The organism is Pseudarthrobacter sp. NPDC080039 (assembly GCF_040702335.1).
Lineage (GTDB): Bacteria > Actinomycetota > Actinomycetes > Actinomycetales > Micrococcaceae > Arthrobacter > Arthrobacter enclensis_A.
In genome coordinates this window covers 191,384-208,861 of record NZ_JBFBKY010000002.1, presented here as the reverse complement: position 1 = coordinate 208,861, position 17,478 = coordinate 191,384, and the positions used below count along the sequence as shown (strand labels likewise).

Annotated in this window: 17 protein-coding genes; 12 read left to right on the top strand and 5 right to left on the bottom strand. The window is 66.4% G+C overall.

Annotated elements, in window-relative coordinates; translation table 11 throughout:
- Nucleotides 1-156: 156 nt before the first annotated feature.
- Nucleotides 157-1,584 carry an amino acid permease gene (locus AB0313_RS02890; protein ID WP_366303762.1) on the top strand — a complete coding sequence of 476 codons (1,428 nt, stop codon included), beginning with the start codon at nt 157-159 and terminating at the stop codon, nt 1,582-1,584.
- Nucleotides 1,581-3,317 carry an NAD(P)/FAD-dependent oxidoreductase gene (locus AB0313_RS02885; RefSeq protein ID WP_174237476.1) on the top strand — a complete coding sequence of 579 codons (1,737 nt, stop codon included), beginning with the start codon at nt 1,581-1,583 and terminating at the stop codon, nt 3,315-3,317. The genes AB0313_RS02890 and AB0313_RS02885 overlap by 4 nt, the downstream gene beginning before the upstream one ends.
- Here the strand turns inward: AB0313_RS02885 and AB0313_RS02880 are convergent, their stop codons facing one another.
- On the bottom strand, nt 3,318-3,833 hold the full coding sequence (locus AB0313_RS02880; RefSeq protein ID WP_141940532.1) for a gamma carbonic anhydrase family protein: 516 nt from the start codon (nt 3,831-3,833) through the stop codon (nt 3,318-3,320).
- Between the two features lie 72 nt (nt 3,834-3,905).
- Complete coding sequence (gene purU, locus AB0313_RS02875; RefSeq protein WP_141940533.1) at nt 3,906-4,766, bottom strand: formyltetrahydrofolate deformylase; 861 nt, start codon at nt 4,764-4,766, stop codon at nt 3,906-3,908.
- Nucleotides 4,767-5,042: 276 nt separating this feature from the next.
- Here purU and glyA point away from each other — a divergent pair, with 276 nt between their 5' ends.
- The 10 genes from glyA to AB0313_RS02825 all read left to right on the top strand — a co-directional run bounded on the left by glyA (nt 5,043) and on the right by AB0313_RS02825 (nt 13,982).
- On the top strand, nt 5,043-6,341 hold the full coding sequence (gene glyA / locus AB0313_RS02870) for a serine hydroxymethyltransferase (protein ID WP_141940534.1): 1,299 nt from the start codon (nt 5,043-5,045) through the stop codon (nt 6,339-6,341).
- A 3-nt stretch (nt 6,342-6,344) separates the two neighbouring features.
- Nucleotides 6,345-7,247, top strand: a complete 903-nt coding sequence (locus AB0313_RS02865) for a bifunctional methylenetetrahydrofolate dehydrogenase/methenyltetrahydrofolate cyclohydrolase (protein ID WP_141940535.1) — start codon at nt 6,345-6,347, stop codon at nt 7,245-7,247.
- A 187-nt stretch (nt 7,248-7,434) separates the two neighbouring features.
- Nucleotides 7,435-8,571, top strand: a complete 1,137-nt coding sequence (locus AB0313_RS02860) for a sensor histidine kinase (RefSeq protein ID WP_366303439.1) — start codon at nt 7,435-7,437, stop codon at nt 8,569-8,571.
- The gene (locus tag AB0313_RS02855) at nt 8,568-9,233 is read left to right on the top strand and encodes a response regulator transcription factor (protein ID WP_366303437.1); all 666 of its coding nucleotides are present in this window, start codon (nt 8,568-8,570) and stop codon (nt 9,231-9,233) included. The genes AB0313_RS02860 and AB0313_RS02855 overlap by 4 nt, the downstream gene beginning before the upstream one ends.
- A gap of 150 nt (nt 9,234-9,383) precedes the next feature.
- Nucleotides 9,384-9,701, top strand: coding sequence for a hypothetical protein (locus AB0313_RS02850; RefSeq protein WP_141940538.1), 318 nt, complete (start codon nt 9,384-9,386; stop codon nt 9,699-9,701).
- Nucleotides 9,702-9,775: 74 nt separating this feature from the next.
- Complete coding sequence (locus tag AB0313_RS02845) at nt 9,776-10,339, top strand: hypothetical protein (RefSeq protein ID WP_366303435.1); 564 nt, start codon at nt 9,776-9,778, stop codon at nt 10,337-10,339.
- Between the two features lie 10 nt (nt 10,340-10,349).
- Complete coding sequence (locus tag AB0313_RS02840; protein ID WP_366303433.1) at nt 10,350-11,183, top strand: exodeoxyribonuclease III; 834 nt, start codon at nt 10,350-10,352, stop codon at nt 11,181-11,183.
- A 16-nt stretch (nt 11,184-11,199) separates the two neighbouring features.
- Nucleotides 11,200-12,243 carry a tryptophan--tRNA ligase gene (gene trpS / locus AB0313_RS02835; RefSeq protein WP_141940541.1) on the top strand — a complete coding sequence of 348 codons (1,044 nt, stop codon included), beginning with the start codon at nt 11,200-11,202 and terminating at the stop codon, nt 12,241-12,243.
- A 4-nt stretch (nt 12,244-12,247) separates the two neighbouring features.
- On the top strand, nt 12,248-12,952 hold the full coding sequence (locus tag AB0313_RS02830) for a 2'-5' RNA ligase family protein (RefSeq protein WP_366303428.1): 705 nt from the start codon (nt 12,248-12,250) through the stop codon (nt 12,950-12,952).
- Between the two features lie 58 nt (nt 12,953-13,010).
- Complete coding sequence (locus AB0313_RS02825; protein WP_174237575.1) at nt 13,011-13,982, top strand: YihY/virulence factor BrkB family protein; 972 nt, start codon at nt 13,011-13,013, stop codon at nt 13,980-13,982.
- A 27-nt stretch (nt 13,983-14,009) separates the two neighbouring features.
- On the opposite strand, the gene AB0313_RS02820 is transcribed toward AB0313_RS02825, so the two are convergent.
- From AB0313_RS02820 to sdhA, 3 genes are all read right to left on the bottom strand, one after another.
- A complete protein-coding gene (locus tag AB0313_RS02820; protein WP_141940544.1) occupies nt 14,010-14,786 on the bottom strand; it encodes an alpha/beta hydrolase in 777 nt (258 codons plus the stop codon).
- Between the two features lie 92 nt (nt 14,787-14,878).
- Nucleotides 14,879-15,661 carry a succinate dehydrogenase iron-sulfur subunit gene (locus AB0313_RS02815; protein WP_141940545.1) on the bottom strand — a complete coding sequence of 261 codons (783 nt, stop codon included), beginning with the start codon at nt 15,659-15,661 and terminating at the stop codon, nt 14,879-14,881.
- A 1-nt stretch (nt 15,662) separates the two neighbouring features.
- Complete coding sequence (gene sdhA / locus AB0313_RS02810; RefSeq protein WP_366303425.1) at nt 15,663-17,462, bottom strand: succinate dehydrogenase flavoprotein subunit; 1,800 nt, start codon at nt 17,460-17,462, stop codon at nt 15,663-15,665.
- Nucleotides 17,463-17,478 lie beyond the last annotated feature (16 nt).

Sequence of the window (17,478 nt, the reverse complement as noted above, 5' to 3'; positions counted from 1 at the left end):
ACCGCCAACTACTCTGAAGGGACGTCAACGGTGACTGTGCCTGTGACCACCGAAACAACCACTGAGTCAACAACCACTGACCCGGCAGCCAATCCGTCCCGGGGCCAACTGCCCGGCCTCGGAGCGCAGCTGCTGCGGCGTAAACCAATCAGCCAGATGGCCAGCGAAGCCGGCAGCGGCGAGGGCGGCGGACTGGTGCGCAGCTTCGGCGTCCTCCACCTGACCATGATCAGCGTGGGCGCCACTCTTGGAACAGGCATTTTGGTGATCCTTGGGGAGTCGGTTCCACTCGCCGGCCCTGCCATCTGGATCTCCTTCGTCATTGCCGGCCTGGCCGCACTGCTCTCGGCGGTGTCGTACGCGGAAATGGCCGCGCTCGTCCCGGTAGCGGGTTCGAGCTACTCCTACTCCTATGCCACCATGGGCGAAGGGATGGCATGGATTTGCGGCTGGTGCCTGGTCCTTGAATACGCGGTTTCCGTCGCCGCGGTAGCCGTGGGGGCCGGCCAGTACGTCAACGAGGCGCTGGCCGCCTTCGGACAGGTGCTGCCCGATGCCATGTCCCAGCCGCCCGGTGACGGAGGGGTGGTGAACATCCCGGCGGTGGCCATCGTGGTGCTGGCCATGGTCCTGCTGGTCCGCGGCGCCCGCGAAAGCGCCTGGATCAACACGTCCATCGTGATCATCAAGGTCGGCATCCTGCTGTTCTTCTGTGCCGTTGCCTTCACCGCCTTCAATGCCGGGAACTTCGAGCCGTTGATGCCCATGGGCGCCGCAGGCGTATCCGCCGCGGCATCGCGGGTGTTCTTCTCCTACATCGGGTTCGATGCCGCCTCCACCGCAGGCGAAGAGGCCCGGAATCCCAAACGCGACCTCCCGCGTGCCATCCTGCTGTCGATGGTGATCGTCACCAGTATCTACGTCCTGGTCGCTGTGGCTGCCATCGGCGCCCGCCCGTGGGGCTGGTTCGACGGCACCGAGGCCGCCCTGGTCCAGATCCTTGAGGAGCTCACCGGCCAGCCCTGGATTGCCCTGGTCTTTTCCGCCGGCGCCGTCCTGGCCATTGCCAGCATCGTGCTCACCGTCCTCTATGGCCAGACCCGCATCCTCCTGTCGATGTCCCGGGACGGCCTGGTGCCCAAGGTCTTCGGACGCGTTTCTCCCCGCACCGGCACCCCGGCCGCCGGAACCCTGATTGTGGGCACCGCCGTCGCCCTCACCGCGGGCCTGGTGCCGCTCGGCGCCCTGGCCGACGCCACCAGCATTGGGACTCTGTTCGCGTTCGCCCTGGTCAACATCGCCGTCATCTACCTGCGCCGCAACCGCCCCGACCTGAAGCGCAGCTTCCGGGTGCCGCTGTACCCCATTACCCCTGTGCTGGGCACCCTCATGTGCGCCTACCTGATGGCCAACCTCGGTGCTGATACCTGGGCTGTCTTCGGGGCCTGGATGCTCGTGGGTATCGCCATCTACTTCGGCTACGGACGCCGGAACTCCAAGGTAGCGGCGCTGAGCGAGCCCGACTACCGTGAACTGACCACCATGGCACCACGCCAGGAACCTGTGAAAGCAGAACAACCATGACCATCGCCACCGAACTGCCCGCGTTCGACCCCTCCAGCACCTCCACGCCGCCCGCGGACGCAGCCGGACGCGGCACCGGCGGGGAGGCAGCCCCCATCACCATGCTGAACCCCGACTTCCCGTTCAGCTACGACCACTACCTGGCCCACCCGGAGGGCCTGGGCTCGGTCCCACCGGAACTGTACGGCACGGAAGTGGCCGTGATCGGCGCCGGGCTCTCCGGCCTGGTCACCGCCTACGAACTGATGAAACTCGGGCTCCGCCCCGTCGTCTACGAGGCCGACCAGATCGGTGGCCGCCTCCGCACGGCAGCCTTCCCCGCAGCGCCCGGTGTGGTGGCGGACCTGGGCGGAATGCGGTTCCCGGTCTCGGGCAAGGCGTTCTACCATTACGTGGACCTGCTGGGCCTGGAGACCCAGGACTTCCCCAACCCGCTTGCCGAGGCCACCTCCAGCACCGTGATCGAGCTGGCCGGCAGGAAACACTATGCCGAAAAGCCGGGCGACCTTCCGCCGTTCTTCCGCGAGGTGGCGGACGCCTGGAAGGCCGCGGTTAACGACGGTGCAAAATTCGTGGAGATGCAGGAGGCCATCAAGGCGCGGGACATGGCCCGCATCAAGGAACTATGGAACGAACTGCTCCCGCTGATGGACGAGCAGACCTTTTACGGTTTCATCGCGGCCAGCGAGTCCTTTAAGAAGGCAGGGTTCGCGCACCGGGAAGCCTTCGGCCAGGTGGGGTTCGGCACCGGCGGCTGGGACACAGACTTCCCCAACTCCATCCTCGAAATCCTCCGCGTGGTGTACACCGACGCGGACGACCAGCACCGGCTCATCCGCGGGGGAGCGCAGCGGCTGCCCGAGGCACTGTGGCAGCACGCGCCGTCGGACCTGGTGCACTGGCCCGCCGGCACCTCCCTGTCCTCCCTGCACTCCGGCTCGCCCCGCGGCGCCGTGGGAAAGATCAGCCGGGACCCGGACGGCAACCTGCGGGTCCGTGAACGCTGGGGCCGCGAAGCCAGCTACCCGGCGGTGGTGACCACGTGCCAGTCATGGCTGCTGTCCACCCGCATCCACACCGAGGAGGCACTGTTCCCCGCCGAGCTGTGGACCGCCATGGAGAAATCGCACTACATGCAGTCCTCCAAGACCTTCGTGATGGTGGACCGGCCGTTCTGGAAGGACATCGACCCCGAAACCGGCAACGAGGTCCTGTCCATGACCCTGACGGACCGGCTCAACCGCGCCACCTACCTGCTGGACAACGGCCCGGACCAGCCCGCCGTCATCCTGCTCTCCTACACCTGGAACGACGACGCCCTGAAGTGGCTTGCCCTGGACGCGGACGAACGCGTGGAACTGATGCTGCACTCGCTCGAGCAGATCTACCCCGGCGTGGACATCGCCGGGCACATCGTGGGCCAGCCCATCACCGTGTCCTGGGAAGCGGATCCCAACTTCATGGGCGCCTTCAAAGCCAACCTGCCCGGGCACTACCGCTACCAGCAGCGGCTGTTCACCCACTTCAAGCAGGACAAACTGCCGGATTCCCAGCGCGGCATCTTCCTTGCCGGCGATGACGTCTCCTTCACCGCCGGCTGGGCCGAGGGCGCCGTGACCACCGGGTTGAACGCGGTCTGGGGCGTGGTGAAGCACCTCGGCGGGTCATCCGCGCCCGGCAACCCGGGCCCGGGCGACCTGCTGGACGAGTTCGGGCCGATCAGCCTGGACTAGCTAATGAAGGTCGCGGTGTTTAGCCGCGAGCTCCACGTAGCGCGTCGCATTGGCGCGCACGCCGTCGAACTCCTCATCAGTGAGTTCGCGGCGCACCTTGGCGGGTACCCCCGCCACCAGTGACCGGGGCGGAACCACCGTTCCTTCCAGCACCACGGCGCCGGCCGCCACCAGCGAGCCGGCGCCGATCACTGCCCCGTTGAGGACGGTGGCGCCCATCCCGATCAGGCAGTCGTCCTCCACCGTGCAGCCGTGCACGACGGCGGCGTGCCCCACGCTGACGCGTTCGCCCACCGTGCAGGGGAATCCGGGGTCGGCGTGCAGCACCACATTGTCCTGCAGGTTGCTGCCCGCGCCCACGGTGATGGCCGCGGTGTCGGCCCGGACTGAGACGCCGTAGAAGGCGCTGGAGTCCTGACCCAAAGTGGCGTTGCCGATGATCGAGGCCGACGGTGCCACGAACGCTGATTCATGGACGGCCGGGGAGTTGCCGGCGAAAGGGTAAAGAGGAGCCATGGCTTCACCCTAAGCCACCCCTGCCGGCGCCGGCATCCGTGTCTATTGCGACTGCCCCCGCCCGGGAGGGGGTTAGTTGAAGACCACCGTCCGGTTGCCGTCCAGCAGCACCCGGTGCTCGGCGTGCCACTGCACGGCCTGCACCAGTGTGCGGCCTTCCACGTCGCGGCCCATCTGCACGAACTGTTCCGCGGTGCGGGCGTGGTCCACGCGGATGACTTCCTGCTCGATGATCGGGCCCTCGTCCAATGCGGCGGTGACGTAGTGGGCGGTGGCACCGATCAGCTTCACGCCGCGGGCATGTGCCTGGTGGTACGGCTTGGCGCCCTTGAAGGACGGCAGGAACGAATGGTGGATGTTGATGGCCTTGCCCGTGAGGTCGGTGCACAACTCATCGGAGAGGATCTGCATGTAACGGGCCAGGACGGTCAACTCGATATCGTGCTCGGCAATCAGGGCGCGCAGCTTGTCCTCCGCCTGGCTCTTGGTGTCCTTGGTGACGGGGATGTAGTGGAACGGGATGCCGTAGAACTCGGCGAGCCCGGCCAAATCCCGGTGGTTGGACACAATGGCGGGAATCTCGATGGGAAGCGTGCCCGAGCGCTGCTGGAAAAGCAGATCGTTAAGGCAGTGCGCCGACGTGCTGGCCATCACCAGGGTACGCACCTTATCGCCCACAGTATTAAGGCTCCACTGCATGGAGAAGGCTTCCGCCACCGGCTCAAGCGCGGCGCGCAGCCCGGACTTGGGAGCAGCCGTGGTGACCTCCACCCGCATGAAGAAGTTCCCCGTTGTGGGGCTGCCGTACTGCTGCGAATCGGTGATGTTGCAGCCTGCCACCAGCAGTGCTCCGGCCACGGCGTGGACAATTCCGGGACGGTCCGGGCAGGACAGGGTTACGACGTACGCTTGGTTCAGCAGCTGTTCATTCACGCGTAATAGCCTACCCGCGCCGCAGGCCCCGCTTTTGGTAGGCTGGAACGGTCGCAACTGGCGTTGGGTGGCTAACCACCAGGGAGCGGCAATCACGAAGACCACGGATCGTACGCCTGGGCCGAGGGTCATGTCTTGCCGGAATTGGGGCTGCACCCCGCGTCAGCGCAGCAGTGCCATGCCGTGCTTCCATACCCTGTCATCAACACGGTAGGAAAGCGCGCCAGCCGGTAGCCTGACCTAAGCAGTGCCCGTATCCCTAGCCAGGAGTTCTTCGTGACTACTACAGCCACCTCAACCACAGCCGTCAGCAACCAGCCGCTGGCCGAGCTCGACCCCGAAATCGCCAAAGTCCTCGAGCAGGAGCTTGGCCGCCAGCGCGGCACCCTGGAAATGATTGCCTCCGAGAACTTCGCCCCGCGCGCCGTGATGGAGGCCCAGGGCTCGGTCCTCACCAACAAGTACGCCGAGGGCTACCCGGGCCGCCGCTACTACGGCGGCTGCGAATACGTCGACGTCGCAGAGCAGCTGGCCATCGACAGGGTCAAGGCACTGTTCGGCGCCGAGTTCGCCAACGTCCAGCCGCACTCCGGTGCCCAGGCCAACGCCGCGGCGCTCTCCGCCATGATCACCCCCGGCGACAAGATCCTTGGCCTGTCCCTGGCCCATGGCGGCCACCTGACCCACGGCATGAAGCTTAACTTCTCCGGCAAGCTCTACGAAGTTGCGGCCTACCAGGTGGAGGAAGACACCTTCCGGGTGGACATGGACAAGCTCCGCGAGCAGGCCATCAAGGAAAAGCCCCAGGTGATCATCGCCGGCTGGTCCGCCTACCCCCGCCACCTGGACTTCGCGGCCTTCCGCTCCATCGCCGATGAAGTGGGCGCGCTGCTGTGGACCGACATGGCGCACTTCGCCGGCCTGGTTGCCGCCGGACTGCACCCGAGCCCGGTGCCGCACTCCGACGTCGTCACCTCCACCGTGCACAAGACCCTGGCAGGCCCCCGTTCCGGCGTCATCCTGGCCAAGGAACAGTACGGCAAGAAGCTGAACTCCAACGTCTTCCCCGGCCAGCAGGGCGGCCCGCTGATGCACGTCATCGCCGCCAAGGCCGTAGCCTTCAAGATCGCCGGAACCCAGGAATTCAAGGAACGCCAGGAACGCGTCCTCGAGGGTGCAAAGATCATCGCCGACCGCCTGAACCAGGCGGACGTTGCCGAGGCCGGCGTCTCCGTCCTCACCGGCGGCACGGACGTCCACCTGGTCCTCGTCGACCTCCGCAACTCACAGCTGGACGGCCAGCAGGCCGAGGACCTCCTGCACTCCGTGGGCATCACCGTGAACCGCAACGCCGTTCCGTTCGACCCCCGCCCGCCGATGGTCACCTCCGGCCTGCGCATCGGCACGCCTGCCCTGGCCACCCGCGGCTTCGGCGCCACCGAGTTCACCGAGGTTGCCGAGATCATCGCCACCGCCCTCAAGGCAGGCAACAGCGCCGACGTCGAAGCACTGCAGGCCCGCGTGGACAAGCTGGCAGCAGACTTCCCGCTCTACCCGCAGCACGAGCAGTGGTAACCAATGACTGAAACCACAACCGCACAGATCCTCGACGGCAAGGCCACCGCCGCAGCCATCAAGGCCGAGCTGACCGAACGCGTGGCCGCACTCAAGGCTAAGGGCGTCACTCCCGGCATCGCCACTGTGCTGGTGGGCGCCGACCCCGCCTCGCAGCTGTACGTCTCCATGAAGCACAAGCAGTCAGTGCAGATCGGGATGAACTCCATCCAGCGCGAGCTGCCGGCCGACGCCACCCAGGAACAGGTGGAGGCCCTCATTGACGAACTCAATGCGGACCCCGCCTGCCACGGCTACATCGTCCAGCTGCCGCTTCCCAAGCATCTGGACACGGACGCCATCCTGGAACGGATCGACCCCGCCAAGGACGCCGACGGCCTGCACCCCACCAACCTCGGCCGGCTGGTGCTGAACGTCAACAACAAGATCACCACGCCGCTGCCCTGCACTCCCCGGGGAGTCATCGAACTCCTCGAGCGCAACGGCTACAGCCTTGCCGGCAAGCACGTCGTGGTGGTCGGACGGGGCGTGACCATCGGCCGTTCCATCGGGCTGCTGCTCACGCGGCGGGACGTCAACGCCACCGTGACCCTGACCCATACCGGGACCAAAAACCTGTCGGAGCTGCTCCGGCAGGCGGACGTGATCGTGGGCGCGGCGGGTGTGAAGCACATCGTCAAGGCCGCCGACGTCAAGCCGGGCGCAGCACTGCTGGATGTGGGAGTGACCCGTGAGACCGATCCGGAGACGGGCAAGAGCCGCGTCTACGGTGACATCGATCCCGCGGCCGCCGAGGTCGCCGGCTGGATCTCGCCCAACCCGGGCGGCGTGGGCCCCATGACGGTGGCGCTGCTGATGACCAACGTGGTCGAGGCCGCGGAACGCGCATCAGGCGTCGGGGAGTAGGACCGCCCCGAAGCGCACGACGGCGCCGCGGTACCTTCCGTACGGAAGGTACCGCGCCGCCGTCGGCCGTTTAAGCGCAGCGCCGGCAGGCCCGCCGAGGCGGCCCCGTGCACCTACTCCAGGAGGAGTACGGGCGCTACGCCGCCCACCTGACGACTTTCACAGTCCGCGGGAATAGGCTCGGACCATGCAGCACCGTTTCAGGGGACCGCCCACCGCCGTCATCGTGGTGGTGGTCGCCGTGATCCAGGTGGCAGGGTCGGCGTTCGCGTCCTCACGGCAGCCCGGCCACGTCCCGCTGGATCCGCTGGCACTGGCACTTCTGCTGCTGGGCCCCGCAGCCCTGGCCTTTCGCCGGCGCGCGCCGCTGGTGATGCTGCCCGTCGCCGCCGGGGCCACCGCAGCGTACCTTGCCATGGGCTACGCCTGGGGTCCGGTGGTCCTGTCCTTCGCGCTGGCCCTGGTCCTGACGGCGGCGGCCGGAAAGCGCGCTGCGGCATGGTTGGGGGCGGCGGCAGGAATCCTGGCGTTCTTTCTTGCCGCCGCACGCAGCGGCGACGAAACGGCGTTCGTCCGCGCATTTGCCGGTTCCTCATGGCTGGCCATCCTGGTCCTGATCGGCGAAGGGGTGCGGTTCCGCGGCGAACGGCTGGCCGAACGGCGCCGCCAGGAGGCCGCGGCGGAGCAGGCTGCCCGCGACGAATACCGGCTTGCCCTGGCCCGGGACATCCATGACGTGGTGGCCCATTCGCTGTCCCTGATCAATGTTCGGGCTTCGGTGGCGCTGCACCTGGGTGAGAAGGATCCGGCGCAGTTCCGGCCCGCCCTGGAGACCATCAAGGCAGCGAGCAGGGAATCACTGGCCGAGGTCCGGCAGCTGCTGGGCGTGCTCCGGGAAGATGCGCCGTTGAGCCCCACCAGCCGGCCGAGCCTGGACCGGGTCCCGGAACTCGTTGACAACGCGCGGCGGGCCGGGCTCGAGGTCCGGCTTCAGGGCGGCCCGGGTACGGAACACGTTCCCGCTGCAGTGCAGGAAACGGCGTACCGGATCATCCAGGAGGCGCTGACCAATGTGGTCCGGCATTCCGGGGCGCGGACGGCCCAGGTTTCCATCCACGCTGCGAAAGGGGAGCTGCTGGTGACCATTGACGACGACGGCGCCGGGGCCGGCACACTGCCCGAAGGTAACGGCATCACCGGCATGAGGGAGCGGGTGGCAGCTTTGGGCGGCAGGCTTGGGCTCGGGCCAGCACCGTCCGGTACGGGCTGGCGGGTCCGCGCGGTCCTCCCGCTGCCCGCCCGTGCAGGGCAGGAACCAGGATGATCAGCATCTTGCTTGCCGATGACCAGAACCTCATCCGTGCGGGCTTCCGGGCGCTGCTGGACGCCGAAGCCGACATGAAGGTGGTGGCGGAATGCGGGACGGGTCGCGAAGCGGTGCGGCTCGCCCGCCAATACCACCCCGACGTGGTGCTGATGGATATCCGCATGCCGGACGGTGACGGCCTGGAGGCAACGCGCCGGATCCTCTCCGATCCCTCGCTGTCCGGTACCCGGGTGGTCATCCTCACCACCTTCGAGCTGGATGAATACATCGCCGAGGCCGTGCGGGCCGGTGCCGCCGGTTTCCTGGTCAAGGACACCGAACCGGCCGAGCTCCTGCGCGCGGTCCGCATCGTGCATGACGGCGATGCGCTGCTGTCGCCGTCGGTGACCCGGCGGATCATGGCCCAGCTGGCACGCCACTCCCGCGCCGCCGAACCGCCCGTGGCGCTGGACCGCATCACCGAGAGGGAACGGGAAGTCCTGCAGCTTGTGGGGGAGGGGTTGAACAACGCCGAAATAGCGGACCGGCTGTTCATCACTCCGCTCACGGCAAAGACGCATGTCTCGCGGATCATGGCGAAGCTGATGGTCAGGGACAGGGCGCAACTGGTGGTCCTGGCCTACGAATCCGGCCTCGTCAGGCCCGGCTGGGCAGGCTGACCCCGGCATCGGGTGCAGCCGCCGGACTCCCAGGGGAGTACGCGGCCGGGTGCAGGTGACTCCCGCCGCCGGACGCGCCCGCAGGCTCCGGCAACGAGACTCGATACAAGGCCGGATCCCCGGCCTGTTGAGAAAGTCTGGAGAACGAAAATGTTGCCTTCACTGACCACCGCACTGTCCGCCGCAGCCCTGTCCGCGGCTGCGCAGGTGCCGGCCGACACAGTCGCCTACGGACCCTGGCACGGTGCCTTTTCCCCCTGGTTCCTGTTGTTCCCGCTCTTCTGGATCCTGGTGATCGCGCTGTTCATCTTCGTGGCCCGCAGGACCTGGCGCCGGAACCAGCACTGGGCAGCCGGCCAGGGGGCCGAAGGAGTGCTGCGCGAACGCTATGCCCGCGGCGAGGTCGACGAGACAGAGTTCCGGCAGCGGCTGGAGGTCCTGCGCAGCGGAGACCGACGCCAGAAGTGACCGATTGCTCCCGCGCTGTTCGCCCGAGGTGGAAGGCGGCGGGAGCACGGTCCACCGTTTGAGACAATAGCTCCATGCGAACTTTGGGCAGCTCTTCGTCATCCTCCAAACCCGCCAGGGGCGGCTTTTCGATGTTCCGGATCAGCGGGCCGGGCCTGATGGTCCTGGTGACTGCCTTCATTGTGGCGGTCATCTTCGCCGCCAACCAGAACGACGCCGTGGGCTGGGTTGTCGCCGTCATTGCCGCTTTCTGGCTGGCGCTGGCAGCGTTTGTGGTCTTCAGCATCCAGCGGGCCGCCAAGAAGGCAGGGGCGAAGCTCTCAGAGGCGCAGAGCGCCTTCCACACGGCCACCGGACGCGCGCCGGCCCATACAGCTGCGGACCAGGGCGGCACACGCGTCATCTACGAGCGCCGCGACGCTGACGAAGTGCGGGACCTGAAGCTGGACCACTCCTTCAAGATCGTCCAGGTGCAGGTCCGCGTGGTGGAGGAGGAACGCGCCAAGGGCGCCGCCGCCAACCAGGACACCATCAACCGCGCCCTGGAGACGATCGAGATCACGGCCACCAACGCCAGGGACATGATCAAGTCTTCCGGCGGCAGCGGCGAGCCGGTGACCGGAACCATCATCGACTAGAGTGGAGCGGGTGAGCTCGGCATTGAACAAGGACCACATCCGCATCGCATCCGTGAACGTCAACGGCCTCCGGGCTGCCTACAAAAACGGCATGGCGGCGTGGCTGGAGCCGCGCGAAGTGGACATTCTCTGCCTGCAGGAAGTGCGCGCCCCTGACGCGATCGTCCGGGAGCTGCTGGGGGATGGCTGGCACATCCTGCACGCCGAAGCGGAAGCCAAAGGCCGTGCCGGCGTCGCCATAGCGTCCCGCCAGGAACCGCTCGACACCAGGAACGGCATCGGCGACGACTACTTCGCCACTGCCGGCCGCTGGGTTGAGGCCGACTTCCGCGTCCCGGATGCCGCAGGGAACCCTGTCCACCTCACCGTTGCCAGCGCTTATGTGCATTCGGGCGAAGTGGGGACCCCCAAACAGGACGACAAGTTCCGCTTCCTGGACGTTATGAGCACCCGGCTTCCGGAGCTGACCAAGCACAGCGACCACGCCCTGGTGGTAGGGGACCTGAACGTCGCCCACACGCCCAGGGACATCAGGAACTCCAAAGGCAACGTCAAGAAGGCCGGGCACCTCCCGGAGGAACGCGCCTACTTCGACCGTTTCCTGGGCGAGGGGATCGGTTGGCACGATGTCCACAGGAACCTGGCCGGCGACGTCGACGGGCCCTACACGTGGTGGTCCTGGCGCGGCAAGGCGTTCGACAACGACACCGGCTGGCGCATCGACTACCATCTGGCCACTCCCGGGCTGGCGGCGTCCGCCATTTCGGCGGTCGTTGACCGTGCAGCCTCCTGGGACACCCGCTTCTCCGACCACGCCCCGCTGGTAGTGGACTACCAGCTCTAAGCCCGAAAGTTTCTCCATGACCACCCAGACTTCCCCCACCGCCAAAAAGCGCATCCTGTCCGGCGCCAAGCCCACTGCCGATTCCCTGCACCTGGGCAACTACATCGGAGCCGTGCGCAACTGGGTGGACATGCAGGCGGAGTATGACGCCGTCTTCTTCATCCCGGACCTGCATGCCATCACCGTGGATTTCGACCCCTCGGAACTGGCAAAGCGCACCCGGATCGTGGCTGCCCAGTACATTGCCGCCGGGATCGACCCCGACAAGAGCATCTTCTTTGTCCAGTCCCATGTTCCCGAGCATGCCCAGCTTGCATGGGCCTTGAACTGCATCACGGGATTCGGCGAGGCGTCGCGGATGACGCAGTTCAAAGACAAAACCCAGAAGTCCGGCGCCGACGCCGCCACGCTGGGCCTCTTTGCCTACCCCACCCTGATGGCCGCGGACATCCTCCTTTACCAGAGTGATCTCGTGCCCGTGGGTGAGGACCAGCGGCAGCACCTTGAACTCACCCGGAACCTGGCCCAACGGTTCAACACCCGGTTTGGCCACACGTTCACCGTTCCCGAGGCGACCATCGTCAAGGAAAGCGCCAAGATCTACGACCTCCAGAATCCCAGCGCCAAAATGTCGAAGACGGGGGAGTCGCCCAACGGCGCCATCCAGCTCCTGGAAGATCCCAAGATCGCCGCCAAGCGCATCAAGTCCGCAGTGACAGACGCCGGCACGGACATCCGCTTCGACCCGGAGGAGAAGCCGGGGGTCTCCAACCTGCTGACCATCTTCTCCTCCCTTACGGGCAAGTCCGTGGCGGACCTGGAAGCCGAATACCAGGGCAAAATGTACGGCCACCTCAAAGTGGACCTCGCCGAGGTGGTGGTGGACTTCATCACCCCCCTGCGCAACCGGACCAACGAACTCATGGCTGATCCCGCGGAACTCGACAGGCTGCTGGCCCTCGGCGCGGAACGGGCCCGCGAGATTGCCTCGGTCACCCTGGGCCAGGTGTACCAGCGCATGGGCTTCCTGCCGTCCCTCAGCCTCGCAGGAGTCCGCTAGCGTCATGTCTTCGGGAAACGTCACCGCCAGGGGAGGTGCCCGCCCTGCCGCCCAGGCCGAGCGGACCCTGGCCGACCGAATCGGAGACCAGTCAGGCAAGAGCCCCGGCGCCGAACAAAGCGTGACGCCCAGCGACGAAATCAGCGTGGGCGTCATCCTGGGTTTTCCGCCGGAGATCGCCGAAGAACTCCAGCGATGGCGGGCGTCTTTCGGCGACCCCATGGCGGGCGTGGTACCGGCACATATCACCCTGGTGACCACCACCCCCACCCAGGACTGGGAGGCCACCCGCCGGCACGTGCGCGAAGTGGCCAGGTGCCAGAGCCCCTTTATGGTCACCATCGCCGGGACCGGAACCTTCCGGCCGGTTTCTCCCGTGGTCTTCATCAACGTGGAGGACGGGTTTGATCACTGCGTGGACCTGCACCGCAAGCTCCAGCAGGGCCCGCTCCACCGCGAACTGCCCTTTGCCTACCATCCCCACGTAACCATCGCCCACGATGTTGCCCCCGAAAGCCTCGATGAGGCCGAAACGGTGCTGAAGAACTACAGGGCAACCTTCCCCGTGGTTAGCATGGGACTCTATGAGCATGATGCCGACGGCATCTGGCAGCTACGGGAAGAGCTGGACTTTGGGACCGAAACTGACAACCACGGCGACACCCGCTTCAGGGGCGATGCCGCGGACACCCCAACGGACGCAGGGTAACCAGCAGCCGCTGCCCACTGAGCACGCCCAGCTGAAGCTGGAGGTCATCCAGAAGCGGTTGGAGTGGAACAGGGTGCGCAGGACCGGAGCCAGGTTCGCCGCCCTGATGGCCCTTGTGCAGTGGCTCACTGCCCGCGTGAACGTCCTGCGGCCCATGCGCGCGTTCCGGCATTACAGCCTCCACTACGGGCCCTTGATGAGCGCCGGCATCGGCTTCACCATGTTCTTCTCCATCACCGGCCTGCTGGCCACCGGTTTTTCCGTGGCTGGCCTGGTGCTGAGCAGTCAACCGGCGCTGCTGGACACGATCATCAAAAGCGTGGCCACCAGCGCCCCCGGCCTGCTGAAGATCAATGGCGGCCAGGGCCTGGTGGATCCCAAGGACCTGCTCAATCCCGGCAGCCTTGGCTGGACCGCCATCATCAGTGCCGTGGTCACGGTTGTCACGTCCCTCGGCTGGATCAACGGCCTGCGGGACGGCCTCCGTGGCGTGCTGCAACTGCCGCCACTGATGGTCAACCCCATCCTGCTGAAACTCCGCGACGCCGGAACCCTCCTGCTGCTGGGGGTGGCCCTGGTACTCAGCGCGGGTGCGTCACTGGTATTCGGCACGGCGGCCGGCTGGGTTTCGAACTTCCTGCACCTTACCGAAGCCCTGGCCGGTCCACTCACCACGTCCGTCAAAATCTTCGTCCCGCTGGTGCTGAACTGGGTTACCGCGCTGATCATGTACCGGCTGGCAGCAGGCCTGAAGCTCTCACGCCAGGCCCTGCTTGAGGGCACCATCCTCGCCGCCCTGGGCACTACTGTGCTGCAGATCTTCAGCACCGAGCTCCTGGGCGGGGCCAGCCGCAACCCCCTCCTGGCCTCGTTCGCCGTCATCATCGGGCTCTTGATCTGGTTCAACCTGGTCAGCCAGGTCTACCTTGTCTCCGCAGGGTGGGCAGCCGTGCGGGAGGCCGACCTGGACTCCGGCAGCTCTCCCCGGAAAGCCATCCTCGGGGCGCGCCGAGCGACGCCCCAGACCTGACCACAGGGGATGGCCTCCGGTGCCGTTCTAGGAGCCGTTCCCGGCGTCCAGGTACTGGTCTGCCCAGGCGGCGATGATCCGGGCGGCCCGGGCAGCCTGGCCCTTGCCCGTCAGCAGGTGGTCGCTTCCCTCCAGCGATACGAAGTTCCGCGGGTGCCTGGCGGTCTGGAAGATGGTGCTGGCGTTCTCGATCCCCACCGTGTTGTCGGTGGGGGAGTGCAGCACCATCAGGGGCTTGTGCAGCTGCCGGATGCAGTCCGTCAGGTCTGCGTTCTCCAGGTCCTCGACGAAATGACGGCGGATTTCCACCCGCTTGCCGCCCAGGTCCACCTCGGCACTGCCCTCGCTGAGGATCCTGTCCAGTGCTGCATCGAAGACGTGCGCCACGTGCTTGGGGGAGAAGGGTGCGCCCACCGTGGCAACGGCATCGAGCTCCGGGATCTCCCGCGCGGCCGCAAGCACGGCGGCGCCGCCAAAGGAGTGCCCCACCAGGAGCGAAATCTCCTTCCCTTCGCTGCGCATGAACTCCGCAGCCTTTACCGTGTCAGCCACTTTGTGGCTGAAGGACCCCGCGGACCATTCACCGGCAGAGCCGCCCAGTCCCACGTTGTCGAAGCGCAGCATGCCAATGCCGCTGTCCGCCAGCGCCTTGCACATGCGGGCTGCGGAGGGGCTGTCCTTGCCCAGCGTGAAGCCGTGCGAGAAGACGCCCCACCCCTTAACCGGACCTTCCGGGACGTCGATGATGCCGGACAGCATTTCGCCCGTGGAACCGGCAAAGGAGACTTTTTCGGAGCGGGACATGCCGTCCCCTTTCTGTGCCAAAACGAACGACGGCGCCGCCACCACGTGTGGTGGGCGACGCCGTCGGCCGTTGTACCTGTTGTTGGACGCGACTAGATCCGGCGGGCCAGGATGGCCTGCTTGACCTCCGCGATGGCCTGCGTGACCTGGATGCCGCGCGGGCATGCCTCGGTGCAGTTGAAGGTGGTGCGGCAGCGCCACACGCCTTCCTTGTCGTTGAGGATTTCCAGGCGCATGTCACCGGCATCGTCACGGGAATCGAAGATGAAGCGGTGTGCGTTGACGATCGCTGCGGGACCGAAGTACTGCCCGTCCGTCCAGAACACGGGGCAGGAGGACGTGCACGCGGCGCACAGGATGCACTTGGTGGTGTCGTCGAAGCGTTCCCGGTCCTCTGCGGACTGCAGGCGTTCGCGGGTAGGCTCGTGGCCCTTGTTGATGAGGAACGGCATGACTTCGCGGTACGACTGGAAGAACGGTTCCATGTCCACGATCAGGTCCTTCTCCACCGGCAGGCCCTTGATGGGCTCCACTGTGATGGGCTTGGACGTGTCCAGGTCCTTCAGCAGCGTCTTGCAGGCAAGGCGGTTTCGGCCGTTGATGCGCATGGCGTCCGAGCCGCACACACCGTGGGCGCAGGAGCGGCGGAACGACAGGGTGCCGTCCATTTCCCACTTGACCTTGTGCAGGGCATCAAGCACGCGGTCCGTCCCGTACATGGTCAGGTGGAAGTCGTCCCAGGTGGCTTCCCCGGAAACCTCCGGGTTGTAGCGGCGGACCCGCATGTGGACGTCGAACGTGGGGATTTCCCCGCCTCCGCCGACGCCGGCAGGAAGTTCAACCTTTGAGGCTGGCTCAGCGATTTCAGCGGTCATCTTAGTACTTCCTCACCATCGGCTCGTAGCGGGTAAAGACAACCGGCTTGGTGGCGAGGCGGATGCCGGCGATTGATTCCGCCGATCCGTCGGCCGGCGCATGGTCATCCTTGTACGCCATGGAGTGCTTCATGAATTTCTCGTCGTCACGATCGGGGAAGTCCTCGCGGAAGTGTCCGCCGCGGGATTCCTCGCGGTGCAGTGCGGCCACGGTCATGACCTTGGCCAGTTCCAGCAGGAAGCCGAGCTCAACGGCCTCGAGCAGGTCCAGGTTGAAGCGCTTGCCCTTGTCCTGGACGTTGATGCGCTTGTACCGCTCCTCGAAGGAGGCAATGTCGCGCAGCACCTGGTTCAGGGTGTCCGCCGTGCGGAACACCTGCATGTTGGCGTCCATCGTGTCCTGCAGTTCCTTGCGGATCTGCGCCACCTTCTCGTCGCCGGTGCCGTTGCGGGCAATGTCCAGCAGTTCAGTGGTGTAGGCCAGCGGGTTCTCCGGCAGCTCCACGAACGGGGCGGTCTTGGAGTACTCCGCAGCGGCGATGCCGGCGCGCTTGCCGAACACGTTGATGTCCAGGAGCGAGTTGGTGCCCAGCCGGTTGGAGCCGTGGACGGATACGCAGGCCACTTCACCGGCGGCGAAGAGGCCGGGGATCACGGTGTCGTTGTCCTGCAGGACCTCGGTCTCGATGTTCGTGGGGATGCCGCCCATGGCGTAGTGCGCCGTGGGGAATACCGGCACCGGCTCGGTGTACGGTTCCACGCCCAGGTAGGTGCGGGCGAACTCGGTGATGTCCGGAAGCTTGGCGTCGATGTGTGCCGGCTCCAGGTGGGTCAGGTCCAGGAGGACGTAGTCCTTGTTCGGGCCGCAGCCGCGGCCTTCGCGGACCTCGTTGGCCATGGAGCGGGCCACGATGTCACGCGGTGCCAGGTCCTTGATGGTGGGGGCGTAGCGCTCCATGAAGCGCTCACCCTCGGAGTTGCGGAGGATGGCACCTTCACCGCGGGCGGCCTCGGACAGCAGGATGCCCAGTCCGGCAAGGCCGGTGGGGTGGAACTGGAAGAACTCCATGTCCTCCAGCGGGATGCCGCGGCGGAATGCGATGCCCATACCGTCACCGGTCAGGGTGTGGGCGTTGGACGTGGTCTTGAAGACCTTGCCGGCGCCGCCGGATGCGAAGACCACGGACTTGGCCTGGAACACGTGCAGTTCACCGGAGGCGAGGTCGTAGGACACGACGCCGGCCACGCGCTTCTGCTTGTAGGGCGTGCCGTCGGGGCGGACAGCATCCTCTTCGACCGTCAGCAGGTCCAGGACGTAGTACTCGTTGTAGAACTCGACGTTGTGCTTGACGCAGTTTTGGTACAGGGTCTGCAGGATCATGTGGCCGGTGCGGTCCGCGGCGTAGCATGCCCGGCGGACCGGAGCCTTGCCGTGGTCGCGGGTGTGGCCGCCGAACCGGCGCTGGTCGATCCGGCCTTCGGGCGTCCGGTTGAACGGCAGGCCCATCTTTTCCAGGTCCAGCACCGCGTCGATGGCTTCCTTGGCCATGACCTCCGCGGCGTCCTGGTCAACCAGGTAGTCGCCACCCTTGACGGTGTCGAACGTGTGCCATTCCCAGTTGTCTTCCTCGACGTTGGCAAGGGCTGCGCACATGCCACCCTGTGCCGCACCGGTGTGCGAGCGGGTGGGGTAGAGCTTGGTCAGTACTGCTGTGCGCGCGCGCTGACCGGATTCGATCGCGGCGCGCATGCCAGCGCCACCGGCACCGACGATGACGACGTCGTACTTATGGACCTGCATACCAGACGCTCTTTCT

Bases quoted from the DNA above. Each gene is read 5' to 3' on its own strand.
- AB0313_RS02845 (WP_366303435.1), top strand. From the start codon at position 9,776: ATGCGAACTTTGGGCAGCTCTTCGTCATCCTCCAAACCCGCCAGGGGC.
- AB0313_RS02890 (WP_366303762.1), top strand. From the start codon at position 157: ATGGCCAGCGAAGCCGGCAGCGGCGAGGGCGGCGGACTGGTGCGCAGC.
- AB0313_RS02880 (WP_141940532.1), bottom strand. From the start codon at position 3,833: ATGGCTCCTCTTTACCCTTTCGCCGGCAACTCCCCGGCCGTCCATGAA.
- AB0313_RS02855 (WP_366303437.1), top strand. From the start codon at position 8,568: ATGATCAGCATCTTGCTTGCCGATGACCAGAACCTCATCCGTGCGGGC.
- AB0313_RS02860 (WP_366303439.1), top strand. From the start codon at position 7,435: ATGCAGCACCGTTTCAGGGGACCGCCCACCGCCGTCATCGTGGTGGTG.
- AB0313_RS02885 (WP_174237476.1), top strand. From the start codon at position 1,581: ATGACCATCGCCACCGAACTGCCCGCGTTCGACCCCTCCAGCACCTCC.
- AB0313_RS02850 (WP_141940538.1), top strand. From the start codon at position 9,384: ATGTTGCCTTCACTGACCACCGCACTGTCCGCCGCAGCCCTGTCCGCG.
- AB0313_RS02820 (WP_141940544.1), bottom strand. From the start codon at position 14,786: ATGTCCCGCTCCGAAAAAGTCTCCTTTGCCGGTTCCACGGGCGAAATG.
- trpS (WP_141940541.1), top strand. From the start codon at position 11,200: ATGACCACCCAGACTTCCCCCACCGCCAAAAAGCGCATCCTGTCCGGC.
- AB0313_RS02815 (WP_141940545.1), bottom strand. From the start codon at position 15,661: ATGACCGCTGAAATCGCTGAGCCAGCCTCAAAGGTTGAACTTCCTGCC.
- sdhA (WP_366303425.1), bottom strand. From the start codon at position 17,462: ATGCAGGTCCATAAGTACGACGTCGTCATCGTCGGTGCCGGTGGCGCT.
- AB0313_RS02830 (WP_366303428.1), top strand. From the start codon at position 12,248: ATGTCTTCGGGAAACGTCACCGCCAGGGGAGGTGCCCGCCCTGCCGCC.
- AB0313_RS02865 (WP_141940535.1), top strand. From the start codon at position 6,345: ATGACTGAAACCACAACCGCACAGATCCTCGACGGCAAGGCCACCGCC.